Annotated in this window: 17 protein-coding genes; 9 read left to right on the top strand and 8 right to left on the bottom strand. The window is 36.2% G+C overall.

Translation table 11 applies throughout. The features are described from left to right. Nucleotides 1-32: 32 nt before the first annotated feature. The 3 genes from OGI71_RS03730 to OGI71_RS03720 are packed head-to-tail and all read right to left on the bottom strand — an operon-like array spanning nt 33 to nt 5,113. A complete protein-coding gene (locus OGI71_RS03730) occupies nt 33-1,388 on the bottom strand; it encodes a RagB/SusD family nutrient uptake outer membrane protein (RefSeq protein WP_282253955.1) in 1,356 nt (451 codons plus the stop codon). Nucleotides 1,389-1,398: 10 nt separating this feature from the next. Beyond that, nucleotides 1,399-4,722 (bottom strand): SusC/RagA family TonB-linked outer membrane protein, encoded by a 3,324-nt coding sequence (locus OGI71_RS03725; protein ID WP_282253954.1) that lies wholly within the window; start codon nt 4,720-4,722, stop codon nt 1,399-1,401. Between the two features lie 16 nt (nt 4,723-4,738). Next, a complete protein-coding gene (locus OGI71_RS03720) occupies nt 4,739-5,113 on the bottom strand; it encodes a hypothetical protein (RefSeq protein WP_282253953.1) in 375 nt (124 codons plus the stop codon). Between the two features lie 951 nt (nt 5,114-6,064). Between OGI71_RS03720 and OGI71_RS03715 the strand changes: the two genes are divergently transcribed. From OGI71_RS03715 to OGI71_RS03685, 7 genes are all read left to right on the top strand, one after another. Next, entirely contained in the window at nt 6,065-6,268 is a 204-nt protein-coding gene (locus OGI71_RS03715) for a helix-turn-helix transcriptional regulator (RefSeq protein ID WP_282253951.1), read from the top strand. A gap of 44 nt (nt 6,269-6,312) precedes the next feature. Further along, nucleotides 6,313-7,194: a YDG/SRA domain-containing protein gene (locus OGI71_RS03710; protein ID WP_282253950.1), complete on the top strand. Its 882-nt coding sequence runs from the start codon at nt 6,313-6,315 to the stop codon at nt 7,192-7,194. Beyond that, the gene (locus OGI71_RS03705; RefSeq protein ID WP_282253949.1) at nt 7,181-7,582 is read left to right on the top strand and encodes a (deoxy)nucleoside triphosphate pyrophosphohydrolase; all 402 of its coding nucleotides are present in this window, start codon (nt 7,181-7,183) and stop codon (nt 7,580-7,582) included. The genes OGI71_RS03710 and OGI71_RS03705 overlap by 14 nt, the downstream gene beginning before the upstream one ends. A 2-nt stretch (nt 7,583-7,584) precedes the next feature. Beyond that, a complete protein-coding gene (locus OGI71_RS03700; protein ID WP_282253948.1) occupies nt 7,585-8,610 on the top strand; it encodes an HNH endonuclease domain-containing protein in 1,026 nt (341 codons plus the stop codon). Nucleotides 8,611-8,612: 2 nt separating this feature from the next. Then, a complete protein-coding gene (locus OGI71_RS03695; protein WP_282253947.1) occupies nt 8,613-8,987 on the top strand; it encodes an HIT family protein in 375 nt (124 codons plus the stop codon). Between the two features lie 312 nt (nt 8,988-9,299). Further along, nucleotides 9,300-10,271, top strand: a complete 972-nt coding sequence (locus OGI71_RS03690) for a DGQHR domain-containing protein (RefSeq protein ID WP_282253946.1) — start codon at nt 9,300-9,302, stop codon at nt 10,269-10,271. A 1-nt stretch (nt 10,272) separates the two neighbouring features. Next, nucleotides 10,273-11,244, top strand: a complete 972-nt coding sequence (locus OGI71_RS03685) for a hypothetical protein (RefSeq protein WP_282253945.1) — start codon at nt 10,273-10,275, stop codon at nt 11,242-11,244. Nucleotides 11,245-11,361: 117 nt separating this feature from the next. Here OGI71_RS03685 and OGI71_RS03680 read toward each other — a convergent pair whose 3' ends face one another. The 3 genes from OGI71_RS03680 to OGI71_RS03670 form a co-directional block, all read right to left on the bottom strand. Continuing rightward, nucleotides 11,362-13,185, bottom strand: a complete 1,824-nt coding sequence (locus OGI71_RS03680) for a DUF4365 domain-containing protein (RefSeq protein ID WP_282253944.1) — start codon at nt 13,183-13,185, stop codon at nt 11,362-11,364. 844 nt (nt 13,186-14,029) lie between these two features. Continuing rightward, a complete protein-coding gene (locus OGI71_RS03675) occupies nt 14,030-15,940 on the bottom strand; it encodes a P-loop NTPase fold protein (RefSeq protein WP_282253943.1) in 1,911 nt (636 codons plus the stop codon). 122 nt (nt 15,941-16,062) lie between these two features. Beyond that, entirely contained in the window at nt 16,063-16,845 is a 783-nt protein-coding gene (locus OGI71_RS03670) for a hypothetical protein (protein WP_282253942.1), read from the bottom strand. Nucleotides 16,846-17,396: 551 nt separating this feature from the next. Between OGI71_RS03670 and OGI71_RS03665 the strand changes: the two genes are divergently transcribed. Continuing rightward, entirely contained in the window at nt 17,397-18,686 is a 1,290-nt protein-coding gene (locus OGI71_RS03665; RefSeq protein ID WP_282253941.1) for a hypothetical protein, read from the top strand. A 558-nt stretch (nt 18,687-19,244) separates the two neighbouring features. On the opposite strand, the gene OGI71_RS03660 is transcribed toward OGI71_RS03665, so the two are convergent. Further along, on the bottom strand, nt 19,245-19,817 hold the full coding sequence (locus OGI71_RS03660) for a hypothetical protein (protein ID WP_282253940.1): 573 nt from the start codon (nt 19,815-19,817) through the stop codon (nt 19,245-19,247). Between the two features lie 682 nt (nt 19,818-20,499). On the opposite strand from OGI71_RS03660, the gene OGI71_RS03655 reads away from it, so the two are divergent. Next, nucleotides 20,500-20,895, top strand: coding sequence for a (deoxy)nucleoside triphosphate pyrophosphohydrolase (locus OGI71_RS03655; protein WP_282253939.1), 396 nt, complete (start codon nt 20,500-20,502; stop codon nt 20,893-20,895). 243 nt (nt 20,896-21,138) lie between these two features. Here the strand turns inward: OGI71_RS03655 and OGI71_RS03650 are convergent, their stop codons facing one another. Next, nucleotides 21,139-21,480: a hypothetical protein gene (locus tag OGI71_RS03650; protein WP_282253938.1), complete on the bottom strand. Its 342-nt coding sequence runs from the start codon at nt 21,478-21,480 to the stop codon at nt 21,139-21,141. Nucleotides 21,481-21,623: the final 143 nt, after the last annotated feature.

Genomic DNA, 21,623 nt, shown 5'->3' with positions numbered 1-21,623 from the left:
GTTTTTTAGAAGTGACTAAAAAATTCGATTTATTATCTTGGATTTTGCTGAATAGTACTAGCTTGGTTAACGACCCTTATCGGAATAAGAAAGGCAAAGCGGAGATCACCCTTGGCTAATTCAAAGGTTTGATCGCCTAGTTTTCTGCTTAATTTCACTGCATATTCCGTTTCGGTACTGAGACGTTTGATATCCATCCATCGGGTATTTCTCAAGATGAGGGATTTGCGCCGTTCATTCAAAATCACCTGCTTGGCTTTCACAGGCCCCTCGTTCTTGATATCTACATAGCTATTCGACATCCAGCGCTTACGCAACAGGGTATTGAGGGCCTGCAGTCCCAAGTCAGACTGATCGGTCCTTACATAGGCCTCAGCGAGAATCAGGTATACCTCATCCATCGTCAGCCCGCAAAAGGAAAATGAATTTTGGGCGCCATCAAACTTTCCTTTAAATACGGCTTTACCCTGTCCGTCCATCGAAAAATAGATCTTCTTTCGAAGGTCATTATCCTCGTATGAACTGTACAACAAAGTGTCAACGAAGCATATACTGGGCGTCAACGTCACGTTGGCACCAGTAACCGCATGGAACAAAACCTCTTTATTGAACAACTCAAAAGGTGTCAGTGAAGAGCTATTCAGCTGATTATAATCTATCAGTTCATTGTTGATAGCCAAGCATTCTTTGGCAGCATTCAATGCCAAAGGCCAGTCCTGCATGATCAATGTCACCCGCGCCAAAAGCGCGTAGGCGGCGGCTTTGGACGGCAGCGTCTTGACTGTCGGTTGCGCCGGAAGAAGATCTATAGCCTGCAGCAATAGATTTTTGATTTCGACATACGAGCTTTCGAGACTTGCCCGATAGGATATTTCGTCCACATTGGGCGAATTGCGCAATACAATACCCAGCAAAGACGGTGCTGTATCCTTGTTGTATGGAAGTGTAAAGGCATCTGCAATTTGCTGATAAGCAAAAGCTTTGAAAAATAGCGCCTGCCCTTTGATCAGATCATACTTAGCGGAGTTATCATTCCGATTCAATCCCGACAAGATGTCAATCACCTGATTGGCTATCGCCACCACTTTATAGCTAGCCTGCCAGTTTATATAGTTGACATCGAGCTGCGCGTCCCAGATATAGATATTCCTTTCGGCTACATTTGTAAACGCTTCAAAACTGGCCTTTTCAAGGTAATAGTTATCAGCCGCAGCTTCGGGAATTGCAGCATAGGCTGAATTCATGGCGGAGCGGTCATTCAATAATGATTCAGCATCTTCCAAGCTTGAGGGTACCCTCATTTTAGCATCGGGCTTTAGATCCAAAAATTTGGAGCAGGATACAAACAGTATCGCTATCATTATAGGAGCAAATATTTTTAATTTCATCGTTATCGTTTTAAAATCCAACATTAAGACCAAAGGAGGCTGAGAAAGGCAGTGGGATAGCATCCCGATACTCTGGATCTATTCCATGTTTATTGGCCCGCCAGAGGATAGTATTCATATTCTTCAAAAAAGCGGATACAGAAAGTGACCGGATACCCTTCCATTTGCCCAGGTCATAGGACACAAAAATATCCTGTAACCTGATGTGGTCACCTTTGACGACCAGTGCATCTGACTTCTGAAAGAAGCCATCCCTAAAGGAATCCATCGGATATTTAAGCGACGGAATGTCTGTCGTTAACTCATCACCTGGATTCTGCCATCTCAGCGCATAGTCCGGATGCCCCATACGTGAGTCCGCGGCATTGATCTGCGAAAATGTGCTCCTAAAAAATTTGAAGCCAAAGCGCCCCTGTATATTCAAGCGCATGGAAAACTTGCCCACCACGAATTCGTTGGCGATATTGCCGTAGTATGTCGGTCTCCCCGGGCCCAGGTCCACCAGGTTCTCTGTACCACCATATAAGATTGACATATAGTCTTTTGACAGCTCACCATTTAAGTAACCCTGCGGATCACCCGTATTCGGATCTAGCCCAGCAAAAGGAAAGGCTAATACAGCAGCTTCATCATGTCCTTCCAGTAGATATGAACCAGCGGAACCCGAATTATATACATACGAATCTGCAGTAGGCAATTTGTAAGGGTATCTGACCACCTTTGTCCTATTTTTACTCAACAATATCGTCGATAGCCAAGAGAAACTGTTGTTCCTGATATTTACAGTATTCAAGGTCAATTCATAACCCTTTGAACGAAACTGTCCCCCATTCTTTATCATACTTTCATATCCGGTCGTGGGATCGAGCTGCATATTTGCCAGTAGGTCTTTTACATTCCTGACATACCACTCAAATGATCCGGAGAGTCTGTTATTAAATGCACCGAAATCTACTGCGAGATTTATGGTCTGGGTACGCTCCCATCTGAGCGAAGGATTGGCGGGCGTAGCAATATTGGCATACCTTAAACCCGTAAGTAGATCATTACCTCGATATTCAATGATCGGCAACGCAGCATAGCTACCATTGACCCTACCTGAAAAACCGTATGTCGCCCTAAGCTTGAGCAGATCTATGTTGTCATGTTTTAAAAATGATTCTTTGGACACAATCCAAGCCGTTCCAGCAGACCAAAGCGGTTGCCATTTTTCGTTAGCTTTTACCCCAAGCAAATTCGATGCATCCTGCCTGACACTACCGTTCAGGATATACCTTTCTTTAAACGTATAATTGGCATTTGCAAAGGCAGATAAATACCTATTGGTAAGTTGCTCAAAAATAATCCCATCCTGAATACGCGATCCACCAGTTTTCCGATTTAATGTCGGAAATAAGGAAACAAAATCCATGGGTGCGTATGACAGCGTATTCTGATCATAGCCATAGATAAGCCGATCATCCAATTGATAATCCTTTTGCCTTATTTCTACACCTGCTAGCACATCCAATTTACTTTGAATACTGTTTAAATCAGCGCTATAATCCACCTGTATTCTACCTGTATGGGCGCTAGAATACCGACTTCCTTTGGAAAGAACTCCTCCAAGCGGAACTGGCGTCTTGAGCACCATTTTGTCGTTGTACTGTGTAAACAGATTGATCCGATTACGTGCACTGAAGGTCCCTTGCCCCACCCAATCGTCTACTGCTGACGATACAGTCTGGTATGCATAAATCCCTTGAATATTTAGTTTGGGCAGAATTTTGTAGGATACATTCAGATTTATCATCAGATCGCCAGTTCTATATTTATTAAAATTATCTGCCCTTTCTTTTAGCGGGTTGTAGCTCCAGTCCAACAGCTTACCATTACCAGCAGTATCGCGGTATATCTTGCGATATGGTACTGCATCAGAGGTAATGAAATTACCACGATCATCTGCCAATCTGAGATATGGCCATTCCAATCCAATGGTCGAGTTTTGGTACGATACCTCTTGATTCATACTGTAGTCCCTTGCCTTCACATGGGTATAATTGATATCTGTATTCAGACTTAAATTCTTGACCGGATTGGACTTAACGGAAACGCGGAGAGTCTTACGGTCATTTTCTGAATAATATTTAGAATTTTTATTATCATCCAGACCGGCAGACACATTATAGGCTATTCTAGCGTTACCACCGGATAAGTTAAGTGAATACTGGTGCATTATGGATGGCCTGTACACATATTTATAATAATCGTCCCTGATATCGTACGTACGGTATTCATCTATCAATCTATTTCCATCCGCTACGGTCACCTCACCTTTCTTCATTTTATTCAGCATTTCGACAACAGGCGTCAGCGTAGGGAAGCTCGTCTTATTATTTAGTTTGCTATTAAAATAGCCGTTGTTGAATAGATAAGTCTCGTAATCTATAAAATCGGTACTTTTCATAAAAGGAAGCGCATATATATCTGGCCGCTCCTGAATAGTTAGGTTGCTGGTCAGAGTAAGCCTAAAAGGGCTATTATAGTTTCCCTTTTTAGACGTCAGGACAATAACACCACCACCGCCATTAGTACCCCAGATGGATGTCGCAACTGCATCTTTCAGCACAGATACAGACTCAATATCATTGGGATTAATATCTCTTAGATCACCTTCAAACAATACATTGTCCAAGACAATGGTTCTGGATGTTGCACCCACCATTGCCGTTCGACCTCTATTTTCAAAATTAAATTGAGGTAAATCCGCATATTGATTCTGATCACTCCACTGATAGTCTTTTTCAAAGCGCGTGCTCACACTCGCATTTTCTAACCGATCCAAAATGGAAGTACCCATGCGTTTATTCAAAAGCTTGTTGTCAATAAGCTCAAATGAACCCGCAGCTCGCTCTTTTGGTATTTTTTGGAAACCAGTATTCACCACCTCCACCTCTTCCAATTGATTCTCTAGCGGTATCAATTTTACAGTCAATGATACTCCGGCTGTATACGGTAGTTCTAAGCGCTTGAATCCCATGTGGGAGAAAGAAACTATACCTCTGCGACTGGAGACTGGAACTATAAAAGACCCATCATTTTTAGAAGAGGCTCTCCCCTTTTCACCTTCGATCCGGATAGACACCCCCTGAATAGGTTTCCCGTCTACAGATGACACGACGGAACCGCTGATAAAAAACAACCCATCCGCCCCGCTGTCCTTGCGGGGCGTCTGAGCCGATAAACTAAACATAGAACTTAGAAGGATGATTATTACAAAAAATATAATCTGTATTGTTGGAATGTCAACTACCTTATCCAATAAGGTAGCCAACGATTTTGATTGTTTCGTCATCTGCTTATTGTTAAGATCAGTCTACCATTCTACCAAAGAATTCATGGATCCGCTTGGTGATCTCCAGTTCATCCAGGCTACTCTGCGTGGTTACAGCACCGGATATATCCAGCTGACTGATGTCAATATGGTCCGTATGCACATGAAAGTATGCAATCAATAACCGCATCAGATCAACGGCAAATATCTGCTTATGGCAGAGCTGCACGATGTTGCCGCTTTTCTTATATGCAGGTGCGTGTTTCAATATGGTATTGATCGTATTCTGGATGGTATTGATATCGTATTTTTCCCAGAAATCGACGATCTTATCTAAGGGATTATATCCCTGATCGTGTACTTGGTATATGGCTAGCTCGAGGGCTAGCACATTTGAATATTTTTGATTCATTTTTAAGGTTCAATAAAGATGACTTCAACCCTGCTCTATTTAGTAAAAAAGAGCATAGCTTCCCCATTTGCAAATTTTTTGCATCAAAAAAGGGTTGTCATTAGCAGAATTTTTTAAACACTGCAGATACAACAAATAAAAAATTAACAGATCCGCAAAGCGCCCAAAAATTGGTTACAAGTCATCTATAGGGGTTGTTATGGCGCTTCCTTTCGAAAAAAATAAAAACCCGATCCAATTAGTATAGAATAACAATACATTATTATAGTTTTTAATTTTGTTGTTTAAAAATAAAACCCTACTTTTAAGGTGTTAGAAGTCTCGAAAGAGCAATTTTATTAATTATACAAAATTAAAGGGTGTAGTGTATCGAATACAGATCGGGAAAACCTAGTCTAAGGGCCTTGCTAGTTAATACCTGTTCGGCACCAACTATTATGCGGATGCCGCTATCCCCTATTTTGGTTTTATATTTTTAACCGATTATTCTGGCCCTGGAATAATCTTACTTATTAGAATTGAATAGGAAAACCGAATGCTAACCTCCTTGAGGTGAGTGCAGTGTTTTTGGCGGTCTTTGAATCGTTTTGTCATAATCCTTTTGGTTATAAAAACGATGAAACCCAACAGCTATAGGAAGGTCGAATTGGTTAAAAAACCAATAGGTCGAACCCAATGCTTTGAACGCGGTACCGCTAAGACCATCCACAACCGAAGTTATGGTTCCCCAAAGGCTTACATGGGCTCGCCCTATTGGATAAGTATCATCAACAAAGATAACAAAATCCAATAGACGACGAACTCACGATCGACTCATAGGGAAAATTAGCGGTTCTCGTTTATGAGTGACATCGTAAGAAATGAGTTATCCCATTTCAATAGTCGCTTTAAATATTAATCAAATATACAAAACATGATTATAAAAGTCAAGAAATTTCTAAAAAGAATATTATGAAAATAAATCGCATTGCTGAGGTGTTGATTGAAAAGGGAAAGAAAAACAGTGATTTGATAAATCTATTTGGTGTTAACGAAGCAACTGTGTCCCGATGGGTTAATAATAAACAACAACCTGACGTATTAAAATTTTATAAGATAGCCGAATATCTAAGAGTGGATATAAGGGAGCTCTTCTACCCAACAACTTGGGAATAATAATAAATAACCTTAAAACTAAACGTGCTAAGTTAAAGTAACTCATGGCAACTAGACCTATAATTTTTGGAGAGATCCCAAATATACCCGAGGGACATTGGTTTGAAGGCAGAAAAGAAATGATGCCTTCCAGTTTTCATCGTAATTGGGGAGCAGGAATCGATGGGAATGGCACCACGGGTACAGCAGCAATTGTTTTATCTGGAGGATATGAAGATGATGAAGATAATGGAGAAGAAATCATCTATACTGGTGCAGGAGGTAATGATCAAAACACTGGAAAACAGATCGAAGACCAATCATGGTATAACCGAGGTAATGCTGGTCTACGAAAAAGTCAGGATGAAGGTCTTCCTGTACGCGTTATTCGTGGTTCTACACACAAATCCCCTTATTCTCCGAAGAAAGGATATACATATGGCGGATTGTATAGTGTTGTCGATGCATGGGAAGAAGTTGGAAAAAGTGGGTTTAAAATATGTCGATTTAAACTTCTCTATATAGGCGACAATGATCTCAAAAAGACTGCTGAAAAGATCGAATTAAAGATATCCAACGAGGCAACAAAGCGTAAAACAGGATCAATCGTTAGAATAATTCGCGATACAAAGATGGCTCATGACATTAAAAAACTTTATGATTTTAAATGTCAAGTCTGCCAGTTTGGAGTTCCTACCAAAACGGGACATTACGCCGAAGGAGCACATATCAAACCCCTGGGGACACCGCATAATGGTCATGATAGTTCAGATAATTTGCTTTGTCTTTGCCCAAATCACCACGTTATGTTCGATAAAGGAAGTTTTTCCATTAAAGATGATCTTGAATTGATGGGTGAAGTTTCTGGTAAGTTGTTCTTACATCCTTCACATAAACTAAATAACAAGAATCTTAAATATCATAGAGAATCACATGGTTATCATTAAAGTTGTTTGTGGGATTATTTTCAAAGATGATCTCGTCCTGATTTGTCGACGGAAGCCAGAGAAGTCGCTAGGTGGCTATTGGGAGTTTCCGGGAGGTAAGGTTGAGGAATCTGAGTCTTATGAGCAATCTCTAACTCGCGAGTTAATTGAAGAACTTAATTTGAAAGTGAATATCAAACAGCACTTTTTTAATACTGTTCATCATTATGATAAAAGTAGTATTGAATTGATTTCTTTCATATGTGAAACTGAAAATATAGCAACAGAGTCCACAGATCATGATCAACTTGAATGGGTAAAGGTCAGCGATCTATTAAACTGGAAACTTGCTCCTGCTGATATTCCAATTGCAAAAAGCTTGATAGAAATGTACTCCAAAATAAAATAGCAGTGGCAACGCAATTTCAGATAAACGATCCAAGCCTTGAATCCCAATGGCGCGCCATTATTTTGTTTGGTAAAAACTCAGCTACCTATAAGTTTGCATTTGCAAAGGCAATGATTGAGCTATTGCGTTCTGGCAAATCGTCGTTGTCTTTAGAAGATTTAGCAGCGCCCTTCTCGAGGAATGTTGTTGAGCATCTTCGGAAGAGTGATAAGCAAGGAAATTCTTCTTCTAGCAAATTTCTAAATACTTGTCGTGATTTTGTGGCTGGTAGGATTTCTGAAGATCAGTTGATCCAAGCGACGGTCAAACTCGGTTTTGTAAATGTTGTTGACGCCTTTCAAAATGTAAATGGAGACATTATCAAAGATCCTTTTTATCAAAAAAGCTATGGAGATGGCAAGAAAGAGATCATTCTCACAGACAATATATTTAAATTAAGGGAAGCTCTTCAATTTATCAATTTCGAGCAGGAAGTTGACGCCAGATGGAACCTGGTCGAAACGGCTTGGAATCTACAGCTAAATCCTAACCTATTAGAAGTAAAGCACGATTCTTTAAAACAGGAATTGTTTGTCGATTCATACATGCGAAGGATTAATATTACTTCTGTAAGAGATGCATTAAACGGTTACCAAAAAGGGAAATGCTTCTATTCCTATCAAGATATTTTTGTAAACAAAGGATCAAAGAATATTTGTGAAGTGGATCACTTCCTCCCCCATCTCAACAAGCGAGCACATACAGCAGAGGAAGCAAATATTAACGGCGTTTGGAACCTCGTATTGGCAGATCCAAAGATCAATAGCGATAAAAGTGCAAGGGTTCCGCATCGACGCTACTTGGAAAGGTTATATAACCGCAACGAGTTCTATATTGAAAGTAAGCATCCGCTGGCCGAAACAATTATTAATCAAACAGGGAAAAATAAGGAAAAAAGACGTATCTTTCTGCAAACGCAGTATAACCTAGCACTCTCCCACTCTATCCATGAATGGGAGCCGTGGATCGAACTGCCAGGAAATTTTTAGCCATGAGTAGCATTAAAAACTTTTTAGAATTACCAACTGATAAACAGATCGGAGAAACGCAACATTTCTTCCTAATCCGTGATGGATTTCCAGTAAGTCCAGGTCATACCTTAATTATAAGCAAGGAACTTCGCACTGATTATTTTGAACTTAGCCCAAATGAGAAAGCTGATCTGGATAACGCGATTGGTCTAGCTAGATCACTAGTAGAATCTGAGTTCACACCTGACGGTTATAACATTGGCATGAACTGCGGCGAATCTGCCGGTCAAACGGTCTTCCATTTTCATTGCCACTTGATTCCGCGCTATGCTGGCGACATGGAAAATCCGAGAGGTGGTGTGCGGCATGTTATACCGAGTAAAGGAAGTTATTAATTAGTGCGCATGCGATGGCTATATATTTTTGAGCATTGGGGAGCCACGATATTGATAGCTCCCATCATCCTTTCAATTGGGTACGAACGATTCCAATTTCATCTACCGTTGTAAAGTAAGAACCGTATAAGGCAAATACCCTCCAACACAGTTTTCGCTATAGTCTTGTTACACCATTTATTACTAACTATGACGCTCTCCTTGATTCGTCTTTATCACAATATTTTATGAAACAAGTTTTCATAATAATAAACTTTACCGTATCTTAATGCCGGAAAGTTCCCAATAGCAATGCCATATAAAGATTAAAAAATGAATAAAGAAGATATATTACACAGCTATTCAATAAGTTTAGTATCTCAAGGAGAACACAAATTCTATACTCTGACTGTCCCATCCGAAATTTTAGCAAAAACTTGTTTTATTTCTTCAAGAGAAGATGATCCAAAAGAAGGGTTTCAAAGATTATTAGATGAGAAAAGGGCGCAACAAATAGCAGATTATATTGACAATGGACTTGGTACAATTCCTACAGCAATAGTATTATCCGCTCAGCCAGAAGCTCAACTAGAAATAACTGGAAAAGGTAAAACAATGAGATTTAAAGAACATCCCAAAGCATTTTTAATACTTGATGGACAACATCGTGTGTATGGATTTAATTTAGCCAAAACATCAGTTAGAATCCCAGTTGTAATTTATAATAATTTATCCAGACGAGATGAATCAAGAATATTCATTGACATTAATACTAAGCAAAAACCAGTACCTAACGAATTACTTTTTGACATTAAAAATCTTGCTGAATATGAGAACAATAATGAAGCATTCCTAAGGGAAATCTTTGATTTATTTCATGAAAGCTCAAATAGTATTTTATTGGGTTTAACAAGTCCTGCTGATAAGTCAAGGTTAAAGTTATCTCGAGTGGCATTTAACTCAGCTATGTCCTTGGTAACAAAATATTTTGGAGATAAAGAATCACAGGAAGTTTATGAGATATGTAATAGCTACCTTGTTGCAATGTACAATGGCCTTCGGAAATTAGGTTTAGAAAGATCTATTACAAATTCAACAGTATTTAAATCTATAATTTCTATTTTCCCACATGTAGCTCAAAGAACTAAAGATAAGTACTCAAATTATTTGACAGAAAGTTTTTCTGAAATTCTTTCACCCCTATTCGTTAAACTTAAACCTACGAAAATTTCTAAACCCGGGGGATCTTATAAAGATTTATCTAATTATCTTTTAGATTGTTTGAAAACAGACTTTACGTTGTAATATGACATTTGATGATGTATTCAGACAATATTGGGCTTTTGGTTTGAACAATATAACAATCAATAATTCGGTGACTTTCAATGAATGGATTAAATCTAAAAATGATTATCAAATAAATTCACAAGTATTAAAAGATGAATTTATTATTTCTTGTTATAATCGACAGGCATTTTTGCAACCATTATCTAAAGATTGTAATAGATTTGCCACAGCATGTTTAGAAAGTATAATCAAAATAGATGATCTACAAATCCTTCCTAAAAATATAAGTTGGCTATTAATCAAACAATACTATTCTGCATATTATGCTGCTCATTTAATTTTAAGATTTCTTGGTTATTCATTGTCCCAATTTGATTCAGAATCAATTAAATCAATAAAGCAAGTCGCAGATCTATTTTCAAATTTAAATGGTATAAGTATTGAATCTGGTTACTATTTAATAGACTTTGGCAAGAATTCTTTTGATATAAATTGTAAAAAAATTGACGTTAAGAAAGATGGAGGTTCGCATGTTGCTTTATGGAAATTATTCGGCGAAAAAATTAGAAATATTTCTGTAGATATTCTTACAAAAGTTAGTAATCCAGAAGTCCAACCATTAACTAATCAATTAGATAAGTTATTGCAAAACTTATCTTATGTTGGATCATCCGATTATAGTTGGCTATCAAGAATAAGAAATGATTTAAATTACAAGCATATTCATGGAGCTTGGCATCCTTATGATACAACAATTAGCTGTTCCTCTGATATTCTAAAGAATTTACAATCTTGGAAGAACGATCCTTTAACTATTGAATTATCAAACCTAATAGGAAAGGAATTGCTTAGATTTTCTAATACGTGTATGTTCATTATTAGTCTAGCCCACACCATATGTCAAGATATGACTAAAAGATGTGGCAATGGCAAGTCATTTCTGAATATTGGTTATTCAAAAATTTACAATATCAACGTATCTGGCCTATGAACTACAATAGGGGATTGGAAAAATCGGCAAGGCCAAAAACGATCACCAATTGGAAAGATCTGGCATGGCAATGGATATTTGAATAAGTATACCATCTGATTCCGATCTTGTACGACACTACGTAAGTTCTTTCAGTTTTATTTGAAAATACTCAGTTACCTTCTCCTTGATTAAATTGTTGAATATTTTTTCGATTGCAGATTCTGAAAGCTCTTCATGGCTGGCTGACCAGCCAGATGAAATAATTCTAAAATCAACACTGTCAATTTCAATAGTTCCAACTTTCATTTCTAAACGACCGCCCCAGGTCAGAGGGGAATTAACCCCATTTAAATAGGTTTTGATTAACGGGGAGAAAGGTCCCAATGCCTTCAAATAAAAGTGTTCAATTGTAGGGCCATCGCCAAATCCCTTTCCACCATTAAAATCAATATTTATGACATGCAGATCAAAGTTGTCGAAATACTTAATCTGGCCCTTTAAAAAAGGTAAATACAAAGAGACGTATTCATCAATTAGTGCCGGCATGAAATTGTAAATGTTATGTACCTTGGCCTGGAACTCTTCTGGGCTGATAAAATTCCATATATAATTTAACCCTGCTACTCTTTTACTATAATTATTTGGAGGATACAACCTTTTTATTACATTTTGATTTATAGATCTATACATTTTTATCGATGTATTTAAATAATCTTCATCAATATCAAACCTTTTTATGTCTACATTATTTTTCTTTTTAACGCCCTTTCTGTACTTCAAAATTGCTCTTAATAGACCATTTCTCCCCGTATCCCTTTCCACTAAATCATGTAATTGAATATAAGAAAATTCAACTTCTTGGTTATCGTCTACGCCATATACCTCATCAAGCCATAGCGGGTATAATAGATTCAATCTTTCCAAGATAGTTGAGAGATTATACTTATTTTGCATCCGTTGATTAAGAATAAAATACACCTTATCAATTTGAGCAATTAAAAATTCTGTCGCAAGCGGAAAAGAAACTAACTTAACGATTGGCTCTGATACTACCTCAATAATATCGTTACTAACTTGGTCCCAGGCATACCTGATAGGATTGTCTTTTATTGGGTTTTCAACATATTGGTTATGCCAGGATATTGCTTTCGGAGTACTGAGAATTTCTTCTTCAGAGATTTCTCTTATTAAAAGATCGTTTTCACCATAACGGATAGGATAAAGGAGATAGTTTATACTTTTATCCAGAAATGAGGAATATCCTATTCCAATTTTCCAAAATTCAGCGTAATAAAGTTCTTTAAGAATTGGAAATTTGTCCATTACAAGATTATTATAGGTATCTATAAATGACTGTAATTGTGAAAAATCCTGAGGTGGCAAATTATGTACTGGTTTAGGAAATGATTTCAGATAATCATATTTTTCCTGTAATGCTTTATGCTTAGTTTCCAATAAAGGAAAGTAAACCAATCTTCGTAAATGCTCAGCAACAATTAATTTCCATTCCTTTATATACTTTCTTGCTTTGAGACTAATAACTTGTGTTAGTGGAAATTTTAACGATACCGTATCCCCCTTAATTTTTAAGCTGTTTAGAAAATTCCTGTCAATATTTAACCAAAAAGCTTTACTAAATTTTTTATTCACTACGATTAGCATAACTGGTAAAGGAGCGCTTTCACAATAAGAAAGAAACTCTTTTGGACATTGGAATTTTGGATTACCAATTAAATTGTCAGGAAGCGTCTTTATTTGTACCTCTACTTTGCCGATTGGTTGTTCACGCTCATTTACAATTGTAATATACCCGTCAATATTGGGAAACTTATCCAAGTAATTAAATTCAGGTTTAAGGAACGTAGTATCAAGTAAATAACCTAGTGTAAAAACAGAATTCATTTCTTCAGGGTTTTTTGGAGGAAAACTGGCCGGATTTGCATCTATTATCTTTTCCATAAAAATCAAAGTTGATAAATCAGTCATTTAGTAACTGAAACTAATATAGTTATAAATTTAAATGACCACCATAAAATTTTAAAATCGTTTTCAAACAAAATGTTGTGTTTCCAAAGATGCAATATATATTTGCACTCAAAAGCCAAAGAATTAGCCAAAACGTTCATTTAAGTTCAAACTATATGGTGATCATCGATGGTGGACATCGAAAAATTTAACTTAATAAAACTTTGATTATCAGCTATAAAAATAATTTGAGATATGATCCAAGAGGGGTCACTAAAACGTTACTGAAAAGCACATATTAGCGTGCTTTTATTACTTAAAAACTTCATAATAAGCGCTTTCCCAAATAATAAGTCTAAAGAAATTCAAAATAATTAAACCTTTATGGTTAACCCTTTGGGTTACCATTAAAGGTACCTAAATTAGGTAACTGATTTTTTTAAAGCTTGTGTGCCATGAGTTTTAAGAATTCAAGTGTCGTTCCGGCAAGAGCAGAAATGTATTTGATCACTTAAAATACGTGAAGGATGAAAAACTTTCCCTGTATTCAATATCTAGATTATACCAACGGGATATCTGTCGCATGACCTTCTGATAGCTGCGTTGGCATTCACGGAGGCAAAACCGCTTTCATCTAGGGAAATCTTCATAGTAAGTATAGGTACGGCTAATATCCCGCTGTAAGTAGATGAGATAGCCTATTGCTACCGTAAATACGAATGCAATTATTTGTGGGGCATCCGGGCGGTGGATTTCTTACGATTTCCTTGGATGAGGTACAGTAGCAATTACCGGAGGTAAATTCTTTCGGGCTACCGACAAAGGTCACGTTACAGTCTCAAACCTGTACATTTTGCGTGATGGATTGTCGTCCTTTTTTCTGTAGTATTTTATCTAAAACTTCCTGAAGCTTCTTAAGAAGAGTTGTACTATTATTTTTGGGATTTTTTCCAGCCACCTTCTTGTCAACTTTCTTTTTTAGGTCTTCAAATATATCCAATTCATAACATTTCAGACTAAATAGACTATCTAAAAATCCAAAGTAGAGCATATTAACGAAATCCAATTTGTCTTTATTTGTTAAATTCAAGAAAGTTGAATAGAGAAAATTCCCTGAGAAACCTTCAAGTGAAAAATGTCCCGTATGCTGGTAATGATAGGCGAGGAACTGCTGAAAAAATGCTGTAAAATCGGTAGAAAAGAGTTGTTTTAAATCAGTAATCTTGCCATCAAATTCAAGTTTTTTTGCGTCTTCGTTTATCTTTAAAATGGTTGCGATAAGCTTTTGTTGGAACTTACTAAGTGGATAATTGGGATCTGGGGAATAATGCTTCGCTAATAAAGGGTGATGCTTATGTTCACTTCTCTTATCTTGGATCACTTTAATGAATTGGTTAGTTATACCTCGCTCGCTCAGATTAAGTAAGTTGTCATCCCTAAATAATGCATATAAAACTGTGGGATATTCTGTGATAAGAAACTTACCTTGAAGGGCATACTTTTTGAGATCCTGTAATAATGTTTTGAATTCCTCATCAGGGATTTTTAAATAATCATGTTCAAGTATTTTATTATACACGGAATATTGAATGGGGATCTCACCCTCCACAACATGATGGTTTTTCCTCAGTTCCGACCTTAGTAGTTCGATATCAACGATACATCCCCCAGTTACTACCTCATAGATGGATTTATAAAAGTGATACTTATTATCATTTTTGATATAGTTGTCAATAAAATTCATCAGGTATGAGTCTTTTTGGCTTTCTTTCCCTAAAATTTGGGCAAAAATTACTATATCATGATTCTCAAGATCTTTTTTGTCATTATAGCTGACATTGCCCTTTCTAAATTCAATACAAATACCTATTGTAAATTTTAATAAATCTAGAAATATGGTTTCTTTTATTTTTTCAAGTGCCTTACTCTTAAAACCTTTAGTTGTTATAATATGGTAGATTTGGCCAAAAACCGATATAGCATTTTTAAGCGTTCGATAGTTGACATTTGATTGGCCATCTTTCGTGAAAATATCATTAAAGATAGTATTGTGTTCTTTAAGAAAGAGTTTAAACCCATCAGTAGTGTCATAACTTTTGACAAAGTTTTCGAAAACCTGCTGAAATCCCTGCTCAAAATGCAGGGTGTAACCAATGGTTTTTTCTTTGATCTCTTTAAATTTCTCCTCGTTTATCTTTTCCTCATTTGCGATTAAAATAACTTTATTGTTATCATGTTCAACAAGCGAGTTTACAAAACCTAATAATTGGTCAACTGTGAACTCTTCGTTTCTTCTCTCCAGATCGTCAAGACACAGAAGGAAATTATCATATTTAAAGTTTTCTTTTGCCTTTTTATTGATCTCTTTTGCAGCTTTTTCGAAGTTTTCGAAGAGTCTATCGACAAAACCTTCCTTAGTGATCAGCTTACTTATATCTGATGATTTAATAATAAAATTAAACAATGACAATGCGTTGCTCGCATGCTTATTCTCTAATATGGGATATAGTTTCAACCATATCCGGTCCTTGATGTCGTCAATTGATTTTGCTCCGTACAAGGAAATAAGCAATGGTCGATACCTTTTTGTTGCTCCGGACTCTATCGTCTTTATATCTTTTGCTAATTCAAAAAAAGTATTTTTTATGTAATGCGTTTTTCCTGATCCCCACTCCCCCCTTAACAATATCGCATGATTTGTTTCTGTTTGGAGATAATTTAATAATACATTTTCAATTCGGTTCGTCATACTAGCTTTTTTTTCTTTTAGTAGATTATTTTAGGCCCTAAATAAAACACTTCATATAAATTTAAAGTTGGTCCGGATTAGGATAAGTCTCATGGTTCGGACCTATTATTTTAATCTGTCCATCAAAGCAAATTTGTAAAATCAATATTGGTTATCCAGTTTGCTACGACATTTCCCGGTATTGATTTTAAAATTCCACTTATACTCTTTCCAATCGATTTAACAATACTGGCATCCGGTTTTTCTTTATTAAGATTGAATTCAAGAAACTCTGTTTCCATCTTTAAATTTGAAGCTTCTGTAGGACTCAAATGCTTTTTAAATTCCACAAATCCTGCTCTTATCTCCTCGACGAGCTTCATATATTGCTCTATGTCATTTCTTTTGATAGTAATTTGTTGATGGGAGTTTGTGGTGGCATGCTGAAACTGAAAAGTCGAATTATTTCCAACCGTGACATGAATTGCTGGAATCGATGCCCCCTCTTTTTCTTGCTGTTTCTGTGTTAACATTGCATTCTTTTTAGTAATCCATTCCATCATTAAACCGGCATATTCGTTTCGTTTATAGCGTTCTAGACTGGGATAAATAACATATCGCATATGTTTTATGAAAGTATCTTCTTCTACTTCTTGCCTATTTAAATAATGGTTATAATGGTAATCTAAGAAATCCAAAAATCTATATACAGGAGTAATTTTAAGTATCTTTTCGATAAACCTTGAATCATAATCTTCGAGAGTGGTCGCAGTCTGGATCGCTTCACCTCCATACCTGTTGCCATTGCCATCAGAGACGCCAACGTTAAAACCTCGAAAAGTGGTCGCACCCATAGGACGTAGATCAAATTCATGCCGTTTGTCTGCGTCCTCAAATGTGGTGTAAAAAGAATTTATTGTATCCATTATTTAAAGATTATTTCAGATTTAATTTTATCCTCATTGCTATTGAGAAACGTAGCAGACGCAAATTTATTCCCATGAATAAAAATAATATATTTCTTCGTCTGAACATTCCTCATTTAGGATCAATATCTATTGTATTTCTTAAAGCTGAGAAATTCATCATAAAATTAAATAAAATTATATTATATAACGTAATCATGTAACATGATAATATTATTTACCTACTAGACAGACATTTAAATAACATAATCATACAAAATATTTGAATTTTGTATTTTAAGGTTTCACATGCTATTTGGAATTTTATTCTTTAAACTATTATTTTATATGAAACTTGAGCAGGTAAATTCAGTACTAACAGAACTGAATGCATATTAATCCCAATTACGAATTTGCAAAACTAAATAATTCCAATAGGGCCTCCCTTTACCACCACAATGATTAAATTTAAAGCTGCTGTTACAAAACTTTTTCCAATATAATAACCAATAATTTAACTACGCATATAGGTTGCATTTGACCTAGTATCTTTGTTTTATAAATTAGATCAGATGGAATACGGTTCATTTTTAAGATTAGATAATACGGCTAGTGCTAAGGAAGCATTGGCTGAAATCAAAGATATATGTGATGAAAATTTTAGTTCAAAGATTGCAGGTAAACTATTGATTGGCGAAATCCTTGGACTTTTTCATGAAGCTTTGGAAACCGATGACAAAGGTTTTCTAGAAAAAATATTCTTTGAAAACCAAAAATACCTACGTCTTACTTATGACCATCAGGATTTTATTTTCCATCAATGGGATGATATTAAATCCAAGATGGATCAAATGAACCGTTTTATGCAAATGCAACTTGTAAATCTTTATCGCAATATAATATCTGACCTTTTTGACCCATATCTCTCGATTATCATTGCTGCCATTAGGTTTAAGGAAGGAACTTTTTCTTCTTTTAACCAGGCAAACCTATCCGCTAGTGAATTTCAGAAAGTACAATTCGCATCTTCCAGATTGAAAGGAACAAGCATGTTCAGCGGATATGTACCGATCATTAGAAATGCCATATCTCACTCAGGTACACATAGTATTGTTTATCAGGCTGATCATATTGTATTCAGGAAAATCCAACGAACAACAGTACCTGTAATAACAGACATCCTTAAATTGACCAATCAGGAACTCATTGATCGCATCGCCTCCTTAATAGACTTTATAACCGCTGTTTATGCTTCAATTAATATTTTTGGAGTTGACGTTCAACCCATAATCACAAACGATCAGACACTCTCCTCCCTTTATATTCATCAGGTCGCAGACAAAAATTCGGTTAAATTTCTACGCGATAAAAAGGATCAGGAAATTTTAGAGAAATGGAATGACCCAAAACTAACTGGCAAACAAAAAGAAGAATTCTTTGCTGAAAAGTTCACGAAAAATTGCAATTTTAATAAAATGCCTGCAATTAGCATCGAACTCTTAAAAAAAGACAAAATACTGCTCATAAATGTCCCTCATAAACTGGTAGGTACAAAAAATCTTAAGATCATCAATCGAGCAGTTGCATTGGTGAAATATGCTTTACTCGCAGAACCACTTTTCAATTTCGAATATGATTCATTTTTGGTAGCCGAAAGTCCTATTGAAGGAAGTGATTCCTTTCAGATATGGTTAAAGGGTGAAGACTTGAAAAATTACGACCTCCATGAAATCGGATTATATGAATTGATCGACAAAGCAAGCTTTTATAGAAACAAAGAAGATTTTCCATTAACGGTAGATTTTTCTGAAGTGGAAAAAGAAGAATTATACTCTTTTGAACCGCGCAAAAAAAGAACATAAGAGCCTTAAATATACAATTTCGGAAACGTCCTTTACCATTAACCTTCGTTAAATGCTGACCGTTTTTTGATCAGATTAACACATTTACAAACAACGACAGCAGATCGAGGTCTTCTTTAAGCACTCAAACAACACTCAAAAGTATCGACATTTGCGGGCAAATGTAAAAATTGAGGTGATGATTGTAATGGTTACTTAAATAAGAAGCCTTTCCGCTTCTGAAAGTCTATCGAAGTGTGAGTGACAAAAATGCTTCCTCCTGATTTCCTCAGGAAGGAGCTAAAAGAATTTTTTGTCTAGATTTATCTAATCAAAGGTAATACAAAATTTTCATTTTTGTTTTTTGGGAGGAGGGGGCGGTGGATTTCTAGAAGGTTTTAATTGTCCCTTTTCTACGTATGTTAATTTACCATTATCACTATTATTTCCCTTGTCTGGCTTAATTGATTTATTCATATTTACTTATTTTTAGGTGATTTAATCGGTGGAGGGGGAGGATTTCTGGATGTTGGTATTTGTCCTCCTAACGGAACAGCTCCGGTAGGCTCCCTAATGATCTTAATTGTTTTCGATACTTGTTTCTTGCTCATTACTATATTGATAAAAGTGTTTGTCCATGTGTATTTGTGTTCTTTCCTCAGCAATCTTATTAAGTCTTTTATTCTCTTTAATCAACACTGAATTATCGAGTTCTTGTAAAGATATATTTAATTGCCGAAGAGAAAAATATCTCTCAAAAGCTTGATCGTAATTGATTCTTTGATCTTCAAACTCGCACCATAATAAATCTAAATTTTCATAAAGGGTTACATACTTAATTCTGTATTCACTTAACTTATTTATCACATCATCTTTAATTAACAAATTTGGCAAAGCTTTATCTGCTAATTGCACTATTATGATTATTAAACACGCTATAAATGCACTATTCTTAAGTATCTCAAACTGATTCTGAACTGTAGTCAGAATAGCACCTAAAATCGAAATCGTCGCTATAGTAACATCGTATATAGTTTTATTATTTTTTTTTGAAGCCATGTATAATGATAAGAATTCTTCCGATTTCCTACTGTCATATAGATCTTCCCAAATTCTATTTCTTAAGCCGATTTTATTAGATATATTTTCCATTTTATTAGCTTCACATCGTTTATGACATGAATGAGGTTACATTTAGCTAGTCGTCTCGAAAATTCTATCGAACGACTCAATATACGAATTATTTGTAGCCTTTCGGCAGTTAAAAAGTAAATAATTTTAAGCAATATCCATAAACCGAATCATCTAGTTTTTCAGATAAATCGGTTACATTAAGATTTTCCCTAATATCACGCTTTGTTCGTAGAGCTACAAAGTAGAAAATCATTTCTATAAAATCAAACGGTCAGGATCGGCAGAACCTGATTTCTAAAGCTGGATAACGACGTTTCATATTCTTTACAGCCAAGTCTCGATCCCCAAACTTACTCCCATCCCATTACCAATAAACGGGATACAGCTTTTCCTTAGGATCGATGAGCACCCGCCAAGCTTCAAACTGTGCACCAATAGTTTCCCTAAATATTTCGATATGTTCTTTGAATTCAGCCATCACAATTTAGTCTATTCAAACTTACATAAAAACGGCTAATTATGTAGATGTAATTAACAGTAGAACTTGAAAATTCTTTCAATCAAGGATCTTGACCCGTATGATTCTTATAGCTGCGCTCTGAAAATCTATAGTTAATTCAGCAGACCGTATTCTACAGAAAACGTATAATATTATATTGTAGGCAACTCTATTGTGAGATAATCATTACCTTTAAATCATATGCTGCAAGTAACCTGCGCGATAATAGAACACGCCAATAAAATACTGATCTGCCAACGATCTGCTTCGATGAAACTTCAGTTGAAATGGGAATTTCCGGGAGGAAAGATCGAAACCGGAGAATCGAAAGAAGACTGCCTACTCAGAGAGATCAAGGAGGAGATCGATATTGATATCACCATACGCAAAGCGCTCACGATGGCAGAGCATCACTATGCTGACTTTTCGCTGCAGCTCTATCCTTTTGTATGCAGCCTAGGAGCTGGTGAAGTAAAGGCGCTGGAACATGCGCAAGCGATATGGGTAGATGCCGATCAACTGCGGGACTACGACTGGGCAGAAGCTGACCTGCCTATTGTAAACGAGTATATCGCTTACGCTACATCAATTAAATAATAGCAGCTATCTGAGTACATAGAAGCCCTAAAACAAAAAAAACCTCCCTCCTAACCGGAAGAGGGAAGCAATTTGGCAGTTTTGTTGGTTTAACTAACCGCAAACCAGCGAATGGTTTCTTCAATACATAAAGATAAGCACGTTATCCGGAATAGCTATTGATCATTTCATATAAAACGTTGTTCAAAACACTAAAACTTTAATCATCATCCAGACTCAAATTTAGCGAATAAACAGAGGTCATTATGTTGCTAAAATCCCCACTGTTCTTAATTTGGTCTTTAAATCCCGAAGCTCAGACAGTATGGATTGGATTTCCATCTGGGTATATGCGGAAGATGGATTACCTGCGTTATCAGGAGAAATTGCGGCTTGGCTTACAACTCCTTTTGTGGTAGATGAAGCATTGGGAACCGCAGATCTAAAAGTAAATCTATCCCAGATCATAAGTGTATTCGTATCAGTATTAAACCAGTCATAGGAACGCAGTGATCCCTGATCCAATAAAGGCATATTTGCTGTTCCACCTATATTCTGAAAATCATTGAGCATATAATTTTTTAGTTTTTTAAGATGATTGCCCATGTAACTGGTCTTTTGATTGAGTGAACTTAAAATACTTTATTTCGTGTAGAATAGAGTAAAGCTTTTTTATTGGCAATCTACATCATTAACCGCATTTCGAAATAAAAATGCGTAATACTTATATTTCAGTAGAAGCTATTTCC

Origin of the sequence: Sphingobacterium sp. ML3W (assembly GCF_029542085.1) — a bacterium.
Lineage (GTDB): Bacteria > Bacteroidota > Bacteroidia > Sphingobacteriales > Sphingobacteriaceae > Sphingobacterium.
This window is presented reverse-complemented; position numbering and strand designations above follow the sequence as displayed.